Source organism: Nocardia sp. JCM 34519.1, from assembly GCF_020361265.1.
In the GTDB taxonomy this organism is placed as follows: Bacteria; Actinomycetota; Actinomycetes; order Mycobacteriales; family Mycobacteriaceae; genus Nocardia; species Nocardia arthritidis_A.
In genome coordinates this window covers 15,775-30,711 of the sequence record NZ_JAIRBR010000039.1, presented here as the reverse complement: position 1 = coordinate 30,711, position 14,937 = coordinate 15,775, and the positions used below count along the sequence as shown (strand labels likewise).

Below are 14,937 nucleotides of genomic sequence, written 5' to 3'. Positions count from 1 at the left end.
GAATCCCGATCTCGCCCTACACAAACCTCAGCAAACTAACAGACCAACTGGTCTCATCCGAGTCTGGCAGAGAGGGGGCCGCGCGCGGCAGCTGCTAAGCAGCGAGCCACTGCGCGCACTGCTTGATGCGGGTCGGCGGAATTTTTCAAGGTGAATGAGACCATTCGGTGTGTTATGCCGCTCGGGGTTGCTGATTCTCCTGTTCGGGTTGGTTGATCCACGCCGCCTCTGGCAGGTCGATGATCTTCGGGGCGGGTTGTCATTGGACACCCGTGGCCGCGAGTGCGAGCGGGTGACCTCGAGGTCGGCCAGCAGCGCGGTCACCGACTTCGAGGTCATGGCGGTGCCGCGATCGGCGTGGACGACGTGCGGGATGCCGTGTGTGCCGAAGATCTGTTGCATCAATTCCGTTGCCAGCACCCCGGATTCGCGGTTGTGCACGTGACAGCCGACGATGTAGCGGGAGTAGATGTCGATCATCACGTAGGCGTCGTAATAGATCCCCTTGCCCGGGCCGGCCAGTTTCGTGATGTCCCACGAGTACACCTGCCGCGGCGCGGTGGCCACCAGTTCCGGGCAGGTCGATTTCGGGTGCCGAGCCACCCTTCTTCGCTCCTTGACCAGGGTGTTCTCGGCGAGAATCCGATACATGGTGGACACCGAGCACAGGTAGGTGCCCTCATCGAGCAGGGTCGCCCACACCGTCAGCGGTGCGCAATCGACGAACTCCTCGCTGTTGAGCACCGCCAGCACCCGCGCCCGTTCGGCGTCGGTGAGCTTGTTCACCGGCGCCGAACGCGACACCGGAACCGATTGCCCAGCACAGGTTTTGGTGCGCCGCTGCTGAGTGGCGCGCGAGAGTCCGGTCAATGTCGCGGCCCGGCGGGTGGCCACCCCGGCCGCACACAGTCCGACATAGGCTTCGGTCAGCGCTTGTCGCGCTGCTCGCCGGAATCCGCTCTCTCGGAAAGAGATTCCAAGAGAGCGTGTGCTTTTCCCATAATGTCCAGGGCTGCCTCCGTTGTGGACAGCCGCTTGTTGGCCTTCTCCAATTCCCTTTTCAGGCGGGCGATCTCGGCTTGCTCGGCGGTGAGTTTGCCGACCTTCTTCGCGGTCGGCTTCTTCGACTCGAGCACGCCGCCATCGCGCAGCCTGCGCCACTCGGTCATCAGCGACGAGTACAGGCCCTCGCGGCGCAGATACGCCCCGCCCTGACCCGCCTCGACCGCTCTCTCGTAAGCGGCCAGGTGCGCCAGTTTCTCGGCCGCGGTGAACGCGCGCCGACGGCGGGGACCATCGCCCCGAGGTGTTGAAGCCATACGCCCAGTCTCGCGCACCGGCATTGCCGTGGTCATTGGTGGATAGATTCCGATCTCGCCCCGCGTCAGGCAAATTTGCTGTGAACCAGTGGACTCAACTCACCCTGACACGCAGGGCGGCGCCGCCATGGCTACACGCGCGACGCCGGGATCGTTCTGACGCGGGCTGCGGCTGATGGCCCGGACGGCACCACGCTCGACGCCGCCGACACTCGCCAACCGGACGGAGTTGAGAAGGACCCAAGCCCAAACTGCGTGGTCAGGGACCGGTAGCGTATCCGCAAGGCTCGCGTTGTCGTGCTGGTCGAGTCAGGCACCCACACCGTGACGCGAAGGCCGGTCCATGGTTGACCGGGGAAGGCGCGCTTGCCAGCAGCTCGCGCGGAGCCCGTGGCCGGGCATGCTTCGTGCTGGCCGACCGTGGCTTTCCGGACATGCGGTTGTGGCAGGAGATGGCCGGCATCGGCGCGCACCTGCTGTGAGCCCTCGACGTCCGTGCCCGCTCCCGCGGGATGCCATCCGGCAAACGAACAGGAAGACCCAGCGCCCGTAGAAAGTTCTCCGCGCATGGATCACCTATCCATCAAACGACGAATGCCGGATTCGAATAAGTGAACCATCGCGTGCACGCAGGGCCGATCCGAACAGCATAACTGTCCTGCGCACCCATCAGGTTGGCTTATCGGCGTCAGCTGCAAAACGTATTGGACTGAGTCAGCCGACACCTACATAGTGGTAGCTAGTTATTTGCTCAACTAGCCACAGTGTCAATCGGAACCGCAACAGTCCCCTAACCGCGCCTGCCTAGCCGCCGGAAAGAGCGGCCCGTGGTCCGCCTGACCTGCCCAATCAGGGGGCTTGTGATGTGTGCGCCGATCTTTCATACCGACGACGACCGTCATGCACGCTGCCGTCGCTCAGCCACCCTCAGCAACGGATGGCACATCCCAGCCGCTCGAAGGTCGAGCCGTGCAGAAATGCAATACCGGCAGTGCTGGCAACTCAGCAAACTTAACAGCGATCCGAGCCACTTTTCATCCAACCGTCTGCGTAGCCGGGCAAAATCCCAACTTTCGATACAACGAGGGATACAACCTGCCGCCGTCAGCTATTATTTACGGACGGCGAGTGAGCACGTGATCACGCATTGGAACACCTAGTTGGGTCGCATCGCACAACCTATTGGTCAACCATTCGTGTTCAAGCGAAAGACCGGCCATTGATTCGACCGTATCGTTCAACGACATGCAATCTTCGATACCACATACGTACACCAGCGGAAACTATACGATCCAAACCCGACAAATCAGCCTGAAGATGAGTTGAAAACCTACGTTGTTTACGCAGTTCGCCGTTATGTGTCCGAGCGTATGGTTGCGCCCCTTAATGACGAAACCCCTATAGCTAACAGTAATCACCGTGAGGTCCAGCAATGCAACTGATTGACTTCTCAGCACGTGAGATCAACCCACAGTCCATCAAAAGTGCCGGATACGACGGTGTCATAGCGTATGTTTCAGAATCGCGACCCGGAACTAATTTCGGCGCGAAGCCGTTGACTCGCCCGTATGCCGATAGCCTACGCGGAGCAGGGCTATACGTCGTTAGCAATTTTCAGTTCGGTAAGCCCGGTGCGAGCGCGCCCAGCGATTACACCCGCGGGTACAACGGCGGCGTTGCCGATGCCCGCGAGGCGCTCAGGATTCACGGCGACGCCGGTGGCCCTGATAGCGCACCGATTTACTTCACTGTCGATGAAGGTATCGACCTCCCTACATGGAACACGGTTGCCGCGAACTGGTTCAGAGGGATCAACAGCGTCCTCGGAGTGGACCGGACCGGCGTGTACGGAAGTTCATTGGTGTGTGCTTGGGCTATCGAAGACGCGGTCGTCGGCAAGTCGAGTGATCCGGGGAAGTTCTGGGCCTGGCAGACCACCGCGTGGTCGAATGGCGCCCGTACTGATGGAATAGTGCTGCACCAAGGAATCGTTGACACGGCATCGAATCCGGGGCCGGTTCTAGAGGGTGTACACGTCGACGTCAACGATGTACTGGCAGTTGATTTCGGGCAGTGGCCGGGGGCGTAAACGCAGGTGTCAACCGCCGGAACGCATGCGTCCAGGCAAATCCAATACGGATGACTGCTATCAATCATAGCAGTCCAAGCTCAGCACAATGCCATTCATGCGACCCAGCATTCCTCTATCAGCATCATTGATCCACGTGCGCAGCAGGATGATGAGCCGCGCCGATATATACGCCCGCATTCCACGATTACAATATTACGAATAGGTCGCATAATACATACAGGTTCCTTAAATTTCGTATATTGCCAGCAACGACCACTTCCAATCAGTGATAATTGCATCGACAGTTGTCCATCCGGTTGCACATACGCGCTCGGAAGGGGCTTCCCTCTTTAAACAGCCAGAGTTGGGCCGGGAACTGGAGTAGCAAATGATCTCTGATAGTAGGACTCAGGGCCTCCGTGCCGCCGGTTTCCCGGTCGGTTGTCCATCCCCTGGTACCCCTGGTAAGGCAGATACCTACCCAGCTCCCTTTGCATCAAAACGTGCGTGGGGTTCTCCCGCATACGGCTTACCGACGCCGTTCACCGCTGGCATTCGGTTTTTCCCGCCAGATTGCTTCGACAGGCAGCAGCCCGGACCGGACGGTCAACTCACGACGCCGGTCCCGCAAGCGTCGCATAGCCCGATCACGGGGCCGACGGGCCAAGACCACCACGCTCCGCCTACCGGCGGTACCCCGCAACCGCACCAGCCGATGGTGAAAGCGTCGGGTAGCGGCGGCGCATGGCCGCGCCGCCGCCCCCTCAGAACCGGGCGTACCAGCCTTCCAGGCACCCCAGCTCAAGCAAGCCGCTTGAGCGACAAGGGTTCTGCGTCAATGCCGGTGTTCTACCGCGGCGGCAATTCGCCGTTGGCAGTGTGCGCGCAGGAACCGACAGAACTTCCGGCCTCGGCAGTCGACCTGTCCGACGATATGCCGTTTGCGCAGCACGCGGCGGAAGGTCCGGAACCACCGTTCCCACTCGTGCGGGCTTTGTGGTTCGTGGTCGGCGTGCATAATCAATTCGCCGCAGAGCGGGAAGATGACGGCCGAGGCGTTGGAGCCTTGCATGTTCCGCACTTCACTCGTCAGCCGTTTCCGCAGCCTCGCAGCGCACTCTTTGCTGGGGGTGATGACCAATTTGCCGACGCCCTGCCGATCGACCTTGCGGCGAATATCGAAGCCCAGGAACGAGCATCCCTCGGTAACGAGGACGATGTGTCTCTCATCCTCGTTGAACCGCAACCCTCTGGGCCCGAGCCATGCCCCAAGGTCGGCCTTGACCTACTCTGCGTGTTCACGGCTTTAGCACATCGCCACGTAATCGTCGGCATACCTCACCAACACCGGGCTCCCCTTGACCGCTTCGACGTCACAACGGACGCTTCATCGATGGCAGACCCTGGCCGCGCATTCCATCACCTGCGGTGCCACGTTCAACAACAACGGGCCGATCAGTCGGGTAAGGATGGTGTATTCGGGCCGGGTGCACTGTCGCGTATCCGGCAGTTTATGTCGGATACCGTTGGAGGTCAACGACTTTCGCCTGGGTTCCCCGCTGCCTTTCGACCGCTGGCATTCGCGTGTCGGACCATCCTGTCCTGCTGGGGAATTCCGCCTTCCTCACGGTCGGCCTACCAACCGGCGTTCCCACCGTCCTGGACCCCAGACGGGGTTTCCACGTTCCACACGTATGAGACCCAACCGGGTCGGGCGCCCTCTTTGTCCCGCGGGCGATGGTGTCTCCTCGGCCGAGAAGGCTTGTCCCGACCGACATCTGCGCATGCGGACTGCCAGCCCCTGCCAGCCCCGCTACCACGACCCATCACGGGGAACCCGCAGTCACGAGACGTCATCGACGGTTCACCCAACCCTTCTGGACACACGAGGAACACACCATGACCACAACCACATGGGGCACGCACCGACCTACATGTTGCCGACCTTCGACCCGTTATGCGAGGCATCGAAGCACCGCACACATCCGGAATGTCCGGAGCGAGCGCTGCTCGAAACTAATGAAACGCTGCAAGAAACGATCAGATTACCGACGACATCACTTCAGATGTGCAGTGTCGGAATTCCCGGCTTACCCGTAGATAAATAGGACAATCGACTAAACTCGCACATACATCACAGCACGGGATCGCAGCCACTCGACCTGCGCCGGTTTGCCATGCGAAAATGCAGTTCAGCACCGGATCAGCAGGTCGTGCACTTTCGTTCAAGAGTCGCTGAAACCGATAGTTCAATAACAGCGCCTAATCTCGTTGGCACCATAAATTTCCGTGAGCAGCACGTTCGAGGTCGATTTAAAAAAAATTCCGACAAACAATGCCACCATTTTTTGGCACCACCTCAGCGTATAGGTTGTTGTGAGGTGAACATCAGTGCTCTACTTGGTTTCTGGATCAAACGAAGTCATTGGAGGAGCATTGCACAAGAAAGGCTTCAAACCGGCCACGATCGCTATCCGTGCGGACAAATTGGCAGAAATCAGAGATCTCTATGATTTCAAATCGGACGACGAATTTGCCCACGCGCTCGGTTTCACCCGCGAAACCCTCCGACGGATCCGGCGTCCAGGGCACGCACCACATCCCGATCTGATCGCAACACTGTTGGCCGGCACAGGATTGGATTTCGAACAGCTCTTCGAAGTTCGACACCGTACGTCGAAGAGTGCGTGAAGTGAGTCTGAGCGATCGTTCACTCACAGCGACATGGCCGAGCCCGTACTCAACGGTCCACCGCATCCGTCGTCATTATTTGTTCTCGATGCGCGGACTCCCAGGCTATACCAGCACCACGACCGAGTAACAGGAAGTAGTCCCAGTGCAATCGCGACACTCTTTACGACCACCGTCCTAGTTAGAGGTATCTGCGTCATTTCCACACCCGTTGAACGGTTTGCTCCGAATTCACCATCGACTTAGTCAATCGCACCGGAATCTACCGCTGAATCGGATGCTCATCGACGAGTACATTACCGGCATGCTTCTTGTGCCCTATCGACCGACGAAGGAATGAGAAGATAGATGTTGAGCTACCATTCTCCGAGACCAGAACACCGAGCATTAATCAATCTGCCCTCACTCGACTCGAACCCTCAAGACGAAGCAAAGTTGCGAGCGGATCTCCCAAATTCCACATACGCTCGCTCGATCGAACCAATCCCAGATTGGGAGACAACTGCATCTCGCCTCGCTGGATACGCGTTCAATATTCTACAAAGCTGGATCGTAAATGGTGCGATTGTCGGTCGAGTGCGAAATGCAACGGGTATTCGCCTCGCATGGCGACCGGAGCTTCGTGAGCTCGACACAGCCAAAGAGTTGGCTGGCATGACAATTGCAGTTGCTTTGGACAGGTTCCGCATTATTTTGAGCGACGGCCGTTGGGAGCCAACGCGAGGTAGTATGGAGACCTATTTCATAGGGCAATGCCTCCTGCGCTTCCCGAACGAATATCACCGCTGGCTGCGCGAATATCAAAATGGTGCACCACCCTATCGAGCCGACCTCAAGGAGATCGAGAAAATTAAAGATAACAGCATATACGGCGATCCGGAAAGTACGACGCTGTCCCGACTAGCGACAAACGAAATACTCGGTAAACAAAATAACATCCGTGTCCGCTTGGCACTGCTTTTATATTCACAAGGTTGCAGCCATCAAGACATTGCGCAGCATCTCAACACAACTCCGAAGGCTGTCGAAATGCTGCTTTATCGGATGCGGCGTCGACGCACCTCCCCGCGCCCCCGCTGGCAGGTTTAGAAACATCCATCAACAAAAGGAGAAGGTGGAATGAGTGACCGCGCACAATCGACGGCAGCTGGTAGGAAAGGCGACATAATCACCGGAGCCCGAGAAGCGACGGAGCCCAACGCCCGTGCAAACCTACGCAAGCCGCCGTCGAGCGATGTCCGTGCGCAGATCACTCGGTGGCGACAAGATCCGGACATCGGAAAAGCAACAACTAACACGTCGGAGCGACGATCAGCCCGCTCGGCTTAGACGTGGCTTATCAAACGATCACGCCCTATTCCGGAAGCACCGCATGAACAGGATAGCTCAGCGACGCTAAGGTCGCAGAATCGAAATCTCGAAGGAGCTCATTGTGTGGACGCTCTTGTTTTGGCGCGCAGCAGCCGAGCGTGCTCTTAAAACCTTTGCCCAAGCCCTTGCCGCCGTACTCACCAGCGGTAGTATCGGGCTTTTCGACCCATCATGGCGAGGCGCACTCTCGACAGCCGCGATGGCAGCGATTTTATCGGTGCTCACATCGATTGCTTCGGATTATGCCGCGGAACCCGGGAACCCGAGCCTGGTGCGTACGACAGGTTCTCAGACCTTGGAAACTTCCAGGGTGAAAACGTTACCAGACTTAGACCAAAGCGCATGATCGTTGCTTTGGCGTGTAGGCCAGGACGTGCAGCAGAATGAAGTTACTCTGGGACATCGCTGAAATAGCAATCACAGCGACGGCAGCAGTATTTGTCCTAGGTATCGCCAGCCGTCTTCTACCGCAAGGCTGGCGAAATTCTGACGTAACCGATCTGATCGATGACCTCCAGGCCTTCAATCGAGTGTTGTTCGCATTTGTGCTCAGCTCCTCGATTAACATGGGATGGCATTCTTTCGACGACGCTCACACGGCAACAGTAGCGGAGGCTGATGCATTGTCGTCGATCTACTTCGAGACAGGTAGCATCACAACGCCCGAAGGTCAGAAGATTCGCACAGCCATCGCTGATTATCTGAACACCGTAGTCGAAATTGAATGGCCTTCAATGGCTCGGGGGCACATGAGTGAGGTCGCCGACGACAAGATGTACGATCTCCAAGAGGAGATCACAAGCACCCCGGCATCCCAGTTCGAAAACGATTCCGCACACCAGGCTGCAGTCAATGACGTTAAGGCTGCACGAGACCAACGTAATAGGCGAGCGATGCTGGTTAAGTCCACTACGCCGTTCTTCATCAAGTTTGAATTGGTAATGTCTTCAATGCTCTTGATCCTCATGCCAGTGATGCGCAAACCAATCTTCAATCGTCGAACTGTAATCTTGATATGCGCATTGGCCATCTTCGCTACAACAATTCTCGTTATCGTATTCGAGCTCAATGGGCCATTCTCGGGCATAATCCATGTCGACCCCCAACCATTCCGGGGCCAACTCGAGCGCTTGACGATCCAGCAGTAGCGTTGTTTCCGGTTCCGAATGTTCTTCCGATACCGGTCAGACGAGAACGGCCAATATGAAGGGTTCAGCACCTCTTTGAGATGACATTCTCGCGGTCCGTGGCCGCAGTGGCACCCCATGCCGCTCCGCCGCATGTCGACACAGTCGTGGTCATCAGCGCGTGGCTGCGTGTACCGCAGGAATGGGACAAGCATCTGCCAGCGAAAGCCGCTCACATGGCTGGCCATTGATCGGCGGGGCTTTGCTCCAGACGATGGAGATGCTGGCCGCAATGGAAAGCTCGACCGGGTCGACGGGAGTAAAGATATCCAATTAACTGGAACTTCCGTGGAAGTGGCGGTACCGACCTGGCCGCTGTCGGCAGTCGGCCGACCTACTTCGGCGGCGGATCATGCCCGAGACTGTGCGACGTAGGAGAAATCTACGTCGGCCATAAGCCTGAATGGCGGACTTTTCGTGAATTTCTTCGACCTACCCCGCCAACCGAGGGCACAAGCGAAGGGGCGGAACTAGAAGTTGGTCAGCATCAGAGTTAGTTGCCAGTAGTGTTCAGGATAAGGTATCTCGATCGAATCAGGTGAGACATAAATGCTGCAGGATCCGGTCACAAGAACTCAGCTAAGTCCGAACTGCCATGAAGGGGGTCGTGACGTTTCGTGGATTGCTATTCATACTCAAGAAGGGAACGGAACAGCCGAATCGCTTGTGAATTACCTGTGCAACCCGAGTTCACAAGTGTCATACAATGCCGTCGTCGACGACCATGAAACTGTTTTGGCGGTCCCATGGGAGACTAATCCGTGGTCGGCAACGAATGCAAATACACGTGCCGATCACATTTGCATGGCAGGTACCTTTGTATCGTGGAGTCGCGGTCGGTGGCTGTCCACGGCCGAGCACGGCGTGGACGAGGATAAAATGCTTAGTCGTACCGCAGAATTGGTCGCATGGCGGTGCTTGCAGCGCAACATCCCCATCGAATATGTCGGCGGCGGGAGCGCGCCGCCGGATAGACCGGGAATCTGTGGACATATCGACTTCGGGCAGTGGGGTGGTGGGCACACGGATCCTGGTCCAAGCTTTCCGTGGGACGTACTTATCGATCGGGCGAGGAAATTCGCTACAAGCCAACAGGTAGGAGATGAAATGTCGTTTGCAAATGAAACCATCCGCAACAAGGCGGGCCAGGACATCAATGCTGGTGATATGATCGCATACCTGGACTTGCATATTAACCAAATCAGGTATGCGTTGGCACTCGTACTGGAGCAGTTTTGTGGGCGCGGTACCGCTGCGGCATTTATTGAAAACGAATCCGACTTCCATCCCACGATAGATATGCATGGATGGCCGCAAGGTGGAGGGCGAGCGCTCTACGACCTGTCGGCTGCGATTGCCGCGAAGTTGAATGTGCCTGATACCGCCGACACAAAACAATAGCCGTTCGATTCAGCTGGCGGACCGAGGCCCGCCAGACACTGAACGCTTGGCGGCCGAATCGCATATCGGATGCGTCCCTGTCAGATTCAACCCTGGTGAAGGTCGAGGACGCACGTCCGAACTCGCCTGCTGAGTCGCGGGCCACCGGTCATCGGAGCCGACCGTCGGCCATGTCCAGTTGCACAAAGCTGTCGCCGGAGGAGCTGTTGTCGCCCGCACGATACATGGCGCTCGCAGACCAACTGCGGAACACCGAAGGAAGACCCATACCGAAGGAAAATGCGCCGGTTCGGACACCGATGACCGACACTACTTCAGCAAGGAAAAAATCTCATCATGGTACTGGTAGATGAAACGCGATCCATTTAGGCTCGGCTGACGGGCCCATCGAGAAGCGGGTCGAGATTCAATGCCACGGAGCGAGTTTGGCCGCCACGGTTCAGGTATACATCCATGCGTTTCTTCGCGGTATCGCTCGACAACTGTGCTGTCGCTAGATCCCATGACTCGATCAAACTCTGATAGCGCGGAATTTCCCCAACGGCGTTAACGGCGCGTTTCGCTGCCCGCAAAGCACTCCCTGGGTACGCCGCCACACGCGTAGCGAATTCCTGAACGAAAGTATCGATGCTCTCCGCGGGCACCGCGCGGTTGACCCATCCATACCGCTCGGCCAAGTCTGCGTCCACATCCTGACCACTCAGAATGAGCTCCAGAGCCCGCGCGCGCCCCACCAGTTCCGTCAGATACTGGCTCCCACCACCCCCCGGGATCAACCCCAGCTTCGGTTCGAATTGCGCCAGCACAGCCTTACCGGACGCTGCGAAACGCAAGTCTAAAGCCGCGGCGAACTCGGCTCCGGCACCGCGAGCGCGCCCCTCCAACTGTGCAATGGTGAGCTGAGGAAGCCGACGGAACAACTCCATGCGAGCCAAGCCGGGCGGCAGGGATTCCGAACGGATAGATGGCGGGATCCCGATCAACTCCCGCAGATCGAAGTGGGCGATGAAGAAATCCGGGTCTGCACTCTTGAAGACCACGACCCGGATATCACTGTCGAGCTCGACTTCATGGGCGAATGCCTCCAGCTCCGAGAACAGCGCTTCATCGAGCAAATTTATCGGGCGATTCTCGATGGTCACCGTAGCTACGCCGCCGGTCGTCGTTACTTGCAAGCCCTTGTACCCGCTATAACTCATCTACCCGCCTCCTCGGAATCGCACTCGAAATCTGGCTAGCGGCATCGATGGAACAGTCACCATCCCAGCGATTACTTTGACCGAGCCGATTATAACTGAATGATTGCCACAGTGGTTGCAATAGATCCGATCAATCCCCACCTGTTCTGCTTATGGGTCCCATCTCGACAATGTATCGGACTCGACCGGAGCTGCATCCAAAGTCTTTCCGAAGCCCTTTAATCAAACGCCCAAGAAGGGAGCGTCCAAGTGCCAGAAACAAGCCGTTCAGTGCATTGGAGTTGCCTGGTCACCGGGGAGCAGACCTCCACGGCGAAGCCGCCGAATGATACGGGGCCGATCAGCCACATTCCACCAGACGACATCGTCACCCCGACAATCGTCGACACACCGTCCACCCCATCGCAAGCAATCAGGCGCGCAATCAATGCCGACCGGTTCGAGGATCGCTTCGATCCTCGGCAGAGCAGGCCACCGGCCCCGACTGGCGCACCGTTTCCAGGCGAATCACCTCAGCACGCTCGAACTGATCCGCATCAGCCGACAGCTCTATGAAGTAGGGTGCCGTCACCTTGAGGAAAGCGTCGAGCACAGCGTTCGGGGGGACCGCGCTACGCCAGATCAGGATCTTCTGGAATGGAAGCGCCGGGGATAGAGGAAGTACCGCAATATGTTCGGCGGCATGTAGCGCCGGGTCAGATCCGGCTGAAAGGGCGATACCGACGTGGTGTGCGGCGAGCGCCGCCTGCAACCCGACATCGTTGCAGGCATGACTGACCTGCAGGGCCAGCCCCTGTTCGGTGAACGCGCTTTCAATAACCGGCCTCAGGCCGCTGTCCGAACTGTACGTAATGATTGGATGGCTGATCAACTCCTGCAACGTCACTTCGGGATTCCGCGCTAGTTCACAATCGTATGCCGCGACAGCGACAACACCGTCCTGCAGAACGGTGCGTGCAGCAACGTCGCCCGGGAGGCCGAGCGGTGCGCAGATCACAGCCGCATCGAGGCCGCCGCTGCGCACCATCGCCAGTAGCGGCATGCTGCGCCCCTCGGTCAACTGCACGCCGACGTCAGGATGTCTACTGTGGAAAGCACCCACAACTTTCGGCAAGAAGGTGTTCTCCACACCGGTAACCGTCCCTATGTTCAACTCGCCCCGCAGCAGCCCCGAGCGAGCCGCGAACTCCGAGGTCGCCCGAGCAGCCGCGTCGAGACATTCGCGTGCCATAGGCAGCAACGCACGTCCACCCGAGGTGGGTACCACATGCCGCGGCCCGCGCTCGAGCAGCGACTCGCCCAGTTCGCGTTCGAGGCGCCTGATCTGTTGACTGATCGCCGATTGCGCGACCCTGCACCGCACAGCGGCACGAGTGAACGAGCCCTCCTCGACAACAGCAACGAAGTACTCCAGAGTCCGTAGTTCCATACCCGACGTCCTACCTGTTCTGGTTTGCGGTCACCGATCGGGTTATCGGAGCACATGACGGTATGTTAACTGGAACTTTGCTAGCGATGACTTCGGGCCCGAACTCGCTGCGCGTGCTGCCACAGACCTCCTCTCCTACTCGGCGAGGCAGAAACGACCCTCCAGCGTCCGTTCATCGCCACGGTCACGCACCCCGCGCCTCGACCCCGGCGTGGTCGGCAAGCGGCGGCTGCCACAGGCCTGTACTCGTCGCCGATGACCGAGTGGCGCATGCGCGACACTGGTGTGTCGACCCGCCTGCCGAAATCCGCACACCCGATGCGGTCTTCTTCGCGACGCTTTCAGATGAGAACGGCGGCCCCACCGCCATCGCCCGGTTCGCGGATTTCAACCAAATCGCGTGAGCTGACTCGAATTTCACGCTTCGGCTAGTTGGAGAGTCGGCGTGATCTACCATGAGTGGGCGTTGGCTGGGTAACGGGTTTCGGGTGGTCGGATCCGAAGACGGGTACCGACCTTGATCGCTTCGGCTTGTCGTTGGTGCCGGTCCAGGTGGATGGACAATGAAGCCACAGCTTTCACATGCGGGCGGCTCGAGTGCCGTACGGATTGCCTGGGAAAACCTGTCCGGTACGGTCGAGTCTGGTTTGCGCACGTTGGGGCGTGCGGGCATCCTCGCCCTGGATACCGTGCGGGCCACGGCCGCTGAAATGGTCAGGCTGCGGTTTCCGTGGCGGGAGACCCTGCGTCAAGCGTGGTATTTGATCGCGGTCACCGCTGTGCCCGCGGTGTTGATGGCCGTGCCGTTCGGGGTCGTCGTCGCGATCCAGGTCGGCAATCTGATTCATCAGTTGGGCGCGGATTCGCTGATCGGGGCGGCGGGCGGGGTCGGCGTGGTCCAGCAGGGTGCCCCGATCGTGACCGGGTTGTTGCTGGGCGGTGCGGGTGCTTCGGCCATCGCTGCCGATCTGGGTTCGCGGACGATCCGGGAGGAGATCGACGCGTTGCGGGTGATGGGCGTCGATCCGGTCCGGCATCTCGTGGTCCCGCGGGTGGTCGCCATTGTGCTGGTCGCGCCGCTGCTGAACATCTTGATCATCTTTGTCGGCATCGTCGCGGGCTATGGCGTCGCGATCGGTGCGCAGAATGTGACGCCGGGCAGCTACTGGGCGGCCTTCGGGTCGTTCACGGTGGTCAGCGACGTCTGGATCTCGATGCTCAAGGCCGTTCTGTTCGGATTTCTCGTCGTGGTCGTTGCCTGCCAGCGTGGGCTGGAGGCCCGCGGCGGCCCGCGCGGCGTGGCCGACGGTGTCAACGCGGCCGTCGTGTTGTCGGTGGCCGCGATCATCGTGGTGAATGTCGTACTCACACAGTTGGCGACGATGTTTTTCCCGGGGCGGGTCGACTGATGACCGCCGCACCGTATGAACCACCTGGGCTGCGTTGGCTGTATCGGCTCAACCGCAGGTCCCGGTTTACTCCGTTCGAATCGGTCGGGTTCGCGACGAGTTTCGTGTGGCAGGTGTTTTCCTCGATGCCGCTGACCCTGCGCCGGTATCGGGCGCAGACCCTGCGGACGATCACCGACGTGACCTGGGGTCGCGGGTCGATCATCGTCGGCGGTGGCACCGTGCCGATGTTGATCGTGCTCGGCCTGGCTATGGGTGCGGTGGTAGGTATTCAATCGTTCGCCCTGCTGAACATGGTCGGCCTGGGACCGGTGATGGGCGTGGTGTCGGCATTCGCCAATACCCGCGAGCTCGCACCGATCGCGGCGGCCATCGGGTTCGCGGCGCAGGCGGGCTGCCGGATGACCGCCGAGATCGGCGCCATGCGGATCAGCGAGGAACTCGACGCCATCGAATCGCTGGGCCTGCGGTCGGTCCCGTTTGTGGTCACGACGCGGGTGATCGCGGGCGCGGTGGCGATCGTGCCGACCTTCCTGATCGCCCTCATCCTCAGCTATGTGGCCTCCTCGGCCGTGGTGGTGGTGCTGCACGGCCAGGCCCGCGGTGTCTACGACCACTACTTCTTCCAGTTCACCAGTGCCTGGGATATTTTCGCGGCCCTGGTGAAGATCCTGGTGTTCGCTGTTGCTGTGATTCTGATCCATTGCTACTACGGGTTTTTCGCCTCCGGTGGGCCGGAGGGCGTCGGCATCGCCTGCGGGCGGGCGGTGCGCGCCAGCTTCGTCGCGATCATCGTGCTCGACATGGCGCTGACCCTGCTGTTCTGGGGTGCGGGCAGCCCGATCAGGTTCACGGGGTGA

At 59.2% G+C, this 14,937-nt stretch carries 11 protein-coding genes and 1 pseudogene; 8 read left to right on the top strand and 4 right to left on the bottom strand.

Annotated elements, in window-relative coordinates; translation table 11 throughout:
• Window positions 1-252: 252 nt before the first annotated feature.
• Window positions 253-1,319: pseudogene (locus LGY53_RS44555) on the bottom strand (DDE-type integrase/transposase/recombinase); the annotation flags it as partial.
• 1,432 nt (window positions 1,320-2,751) lie between these two features.
• Here LGY53_RS44555 and LGY53_RS42770 point away from each other — a divergent pair.
• Window positions 2,752-3,408, top strand: a complete 657-nt coding sequence (locus tag LGY53_RS42770; protein ID WP_225732396.1) for a DUF1906 domain-containing protein — start codon at window positions 2,752-2,754, stop codon at window positions 3,406-3,408.
• 817 nt (window positions 3,409-4,225) lie between these two features.
• Here LGY53_RS42770 and LGY53_RS42765 read toward each other — a convergent pair.
• The gene (locus LGY53_RS42765; protein WP_225732395.1) at window positions 4,226-4,636 is read right to left on the bottom strand and encodes a hypothetical protein; all 411 of its coding nucleotides are present in this window, start codon (window positions 4,634-4,636) and stop codon (window positions 4,226-4,228) included.
• Window positions 4,637-5,781: 1,145 nt separating this feature from the next.
• On the opposite strand from LGY53_RS42765, the gene LGY53_RS42760 reads away from it, so the two are divergent.
• The 5 genes from LGY53_RS42760 to LGY53_RS42740 all read left to right on the top strand — a co-directional run bounded on the left by LGY53_RS42760 (window position 5,782) and on the right by LGY53_RS42740 (window position 10,040).
• Entirely contained in the window at window positions 5,782-6,081 is a 300-nt protein-coding gene (locus LGY53_RS42760; RefSeq protein ID WP_225732394.1) for a hypothetical protein, read from the top strand.
• Window positions 6,082-6,429: 348 nt separating this feature from the next.
• Complete coding sequence (locus tag LGY53_RS42755; protein ID WP_225732393.1) at window positions 6,430-7,170, top strand: sigma factor-like helix-turn-helix DNA-binding protein; 741 nt, start codon at window positions 6,430-6,432, stop codon at window positions 7,168-7,170.
• Between the two features lie 343 nt (window positions 7,171-7,513).
• Complete coding sequence (locus LGY53_RS44550) at window positions 7,514-7,798, top strand: holin (RefSeq protein ID WP_225732392.1); 285 nt, start codon at window positions 7,514-7,516, stop codon at window positions 7,796-7,798.
• Between the two features lie 37 nt (window positions 7,799-7,835).
• A complete protein-coding gene (locus LGY53_RS42745; protein WP_225732391.1) occupies window positions 7,836-8,600 on the top strand; it encodes a DUF4239 domain-containing protein in 765 nt (254 codons plus the stop codon).
• Window positions 8,601-9,188: 588 nt separating this feature from the next.
• The gene (locus tag LGY53_RS42740; RefSeq protein WP_225732390.1) at window positions 9,189-10,040 is read left to right on the top strand and encodes a peptidoglycan recognition family protein; all 852 of its coding nucleotides are present in this window, start codon (window positions 9,189-9,191) and stop codon (window positions 10,038-10,040) included.
• A gap of 365 nt (window positions 10,041-10,405) precedes the next feature.
• On the opposite strand, the gene LGY53_RS42735 is transcribed toward LGY53_RS42740, so the two are convergent.
• Both LGY53_RS42735 and LGY53_RS42730 read right to left on the bottom strand, forming a co-directional pair.
• Window positions 10,406-11,239, bottom strand: a complete 834-nt coding sequence (locus LGY53_RS42735) for an enoyl-CoA hydratase/isomerase family protein (RefSeq protein WP_225732389.1) — start codon at window positions 11,237-11,239, stop codon at window positions 10,406-10,408.
• A gap of 424 nt (window positions 11,240-11,663) precedes the next feature.
• Window positions 11,664-12,668: a LysR family transcriptional regulator gene (locus tag LGY53_RS42730; RefSeq protein WP_225732388.1), complete on the bottom strand. Its 1,005-nt coding sequence runs from the start codon at window positions 12,666-12,668 to the stop codon at window positions 11,664-11,666.
• A 563-nt stretch (window positions 12,669-13,231) separates the two neighbouring features.
• Between LGY53_RS42730 and LGY53_RS42725 the strand changes: the two genes are divergently transcribed.
• Together LGY53_RS42725 and LGY53_RS42720 are read left to right on the top strand one after the other, a co-directional pair.
• Complete coding sequence (locus tag LGY53_RS42725; protein ID WP_225732387.1) at window positions 13,232-14,077, top strand: ABC transporter permease; 846 nt, start codon at window positions 13,232-13,234, stop codon at window positions 14,075-14,077.
• Window positions 14,077-14,937, top strand: a complete 861-nt coding sequence (locus tag LGY53_RS42720) for an ABC transporter permease (RefSeq protein ID WP_225732386.1) — start codon at window positions 14,077-14,079, stop codon at window positions 14,935-14,937. Before LGY53_RS42725 ends, LGY53_RS42720 begins: the two co-directional genes overlap by 1 nt.

Excerpts from the sequence above, each read along its gene's own strand:
- LGY53_RS42770 (WP_225732396.1), top strand. The coding sequence starts at position 2,752 with ATGCAACTGATTGACTTCTCAGCACGTGAGATCAACCCACAGTCCATC.
- LGY53_RS42755 (WP_225732393.1), top strand. The coding sequence starts at position 6,430 with ATGTTGAGCTACCATTCTCCGAGACCAGAACACCGAGCATTAATCAAT.
- LGY53_RS42745 (WP_225732391.1), top strand. The coding sequence starts at position 7,836 with ATGAAGTTACTCTGGGACATCGCTGAAATAGCAATCACAGCGACGGCA.
- LGY53_RS42740 (WP_225732390.1), top strand. The coding sequence starts at position 9,189 with ATGCTGCAGGATCCGGTCACAAGAACTCAGCTAAGTCCGAACTGCCAT.
- LGY53_RS42735 (WP_225732389.1), bottom strand. The coding sequence starts at position 11,239 with ATGAGTTATAGCGGGTACAAGGGCTTGCAAGTAACGACGACCGGCGGC.
- LGY53_RS42730 (WP_225732388.1), bottom strand. The coding sequence starts at position 12,668 with ATGGAACTACGGACTCTGGAGTACTTCGTTGCTGTTGTCGAGGAGGGC.
- LGY53_RS42725 (WP_225732387.1), top strand. The coding sequence starts at position 13,232 with ATGAAGCCACAGCTTTCACATGCGGGCGGCTCGAGTGCCGTACGGATT.
- LGY53_RS42720 (WP_225732386.1), top strand. The coding sequence starts at position 14,077 with ATGACCGCCGCACCGTATGAACCACCTGGGCTGCGTTGGCTGTATCGG.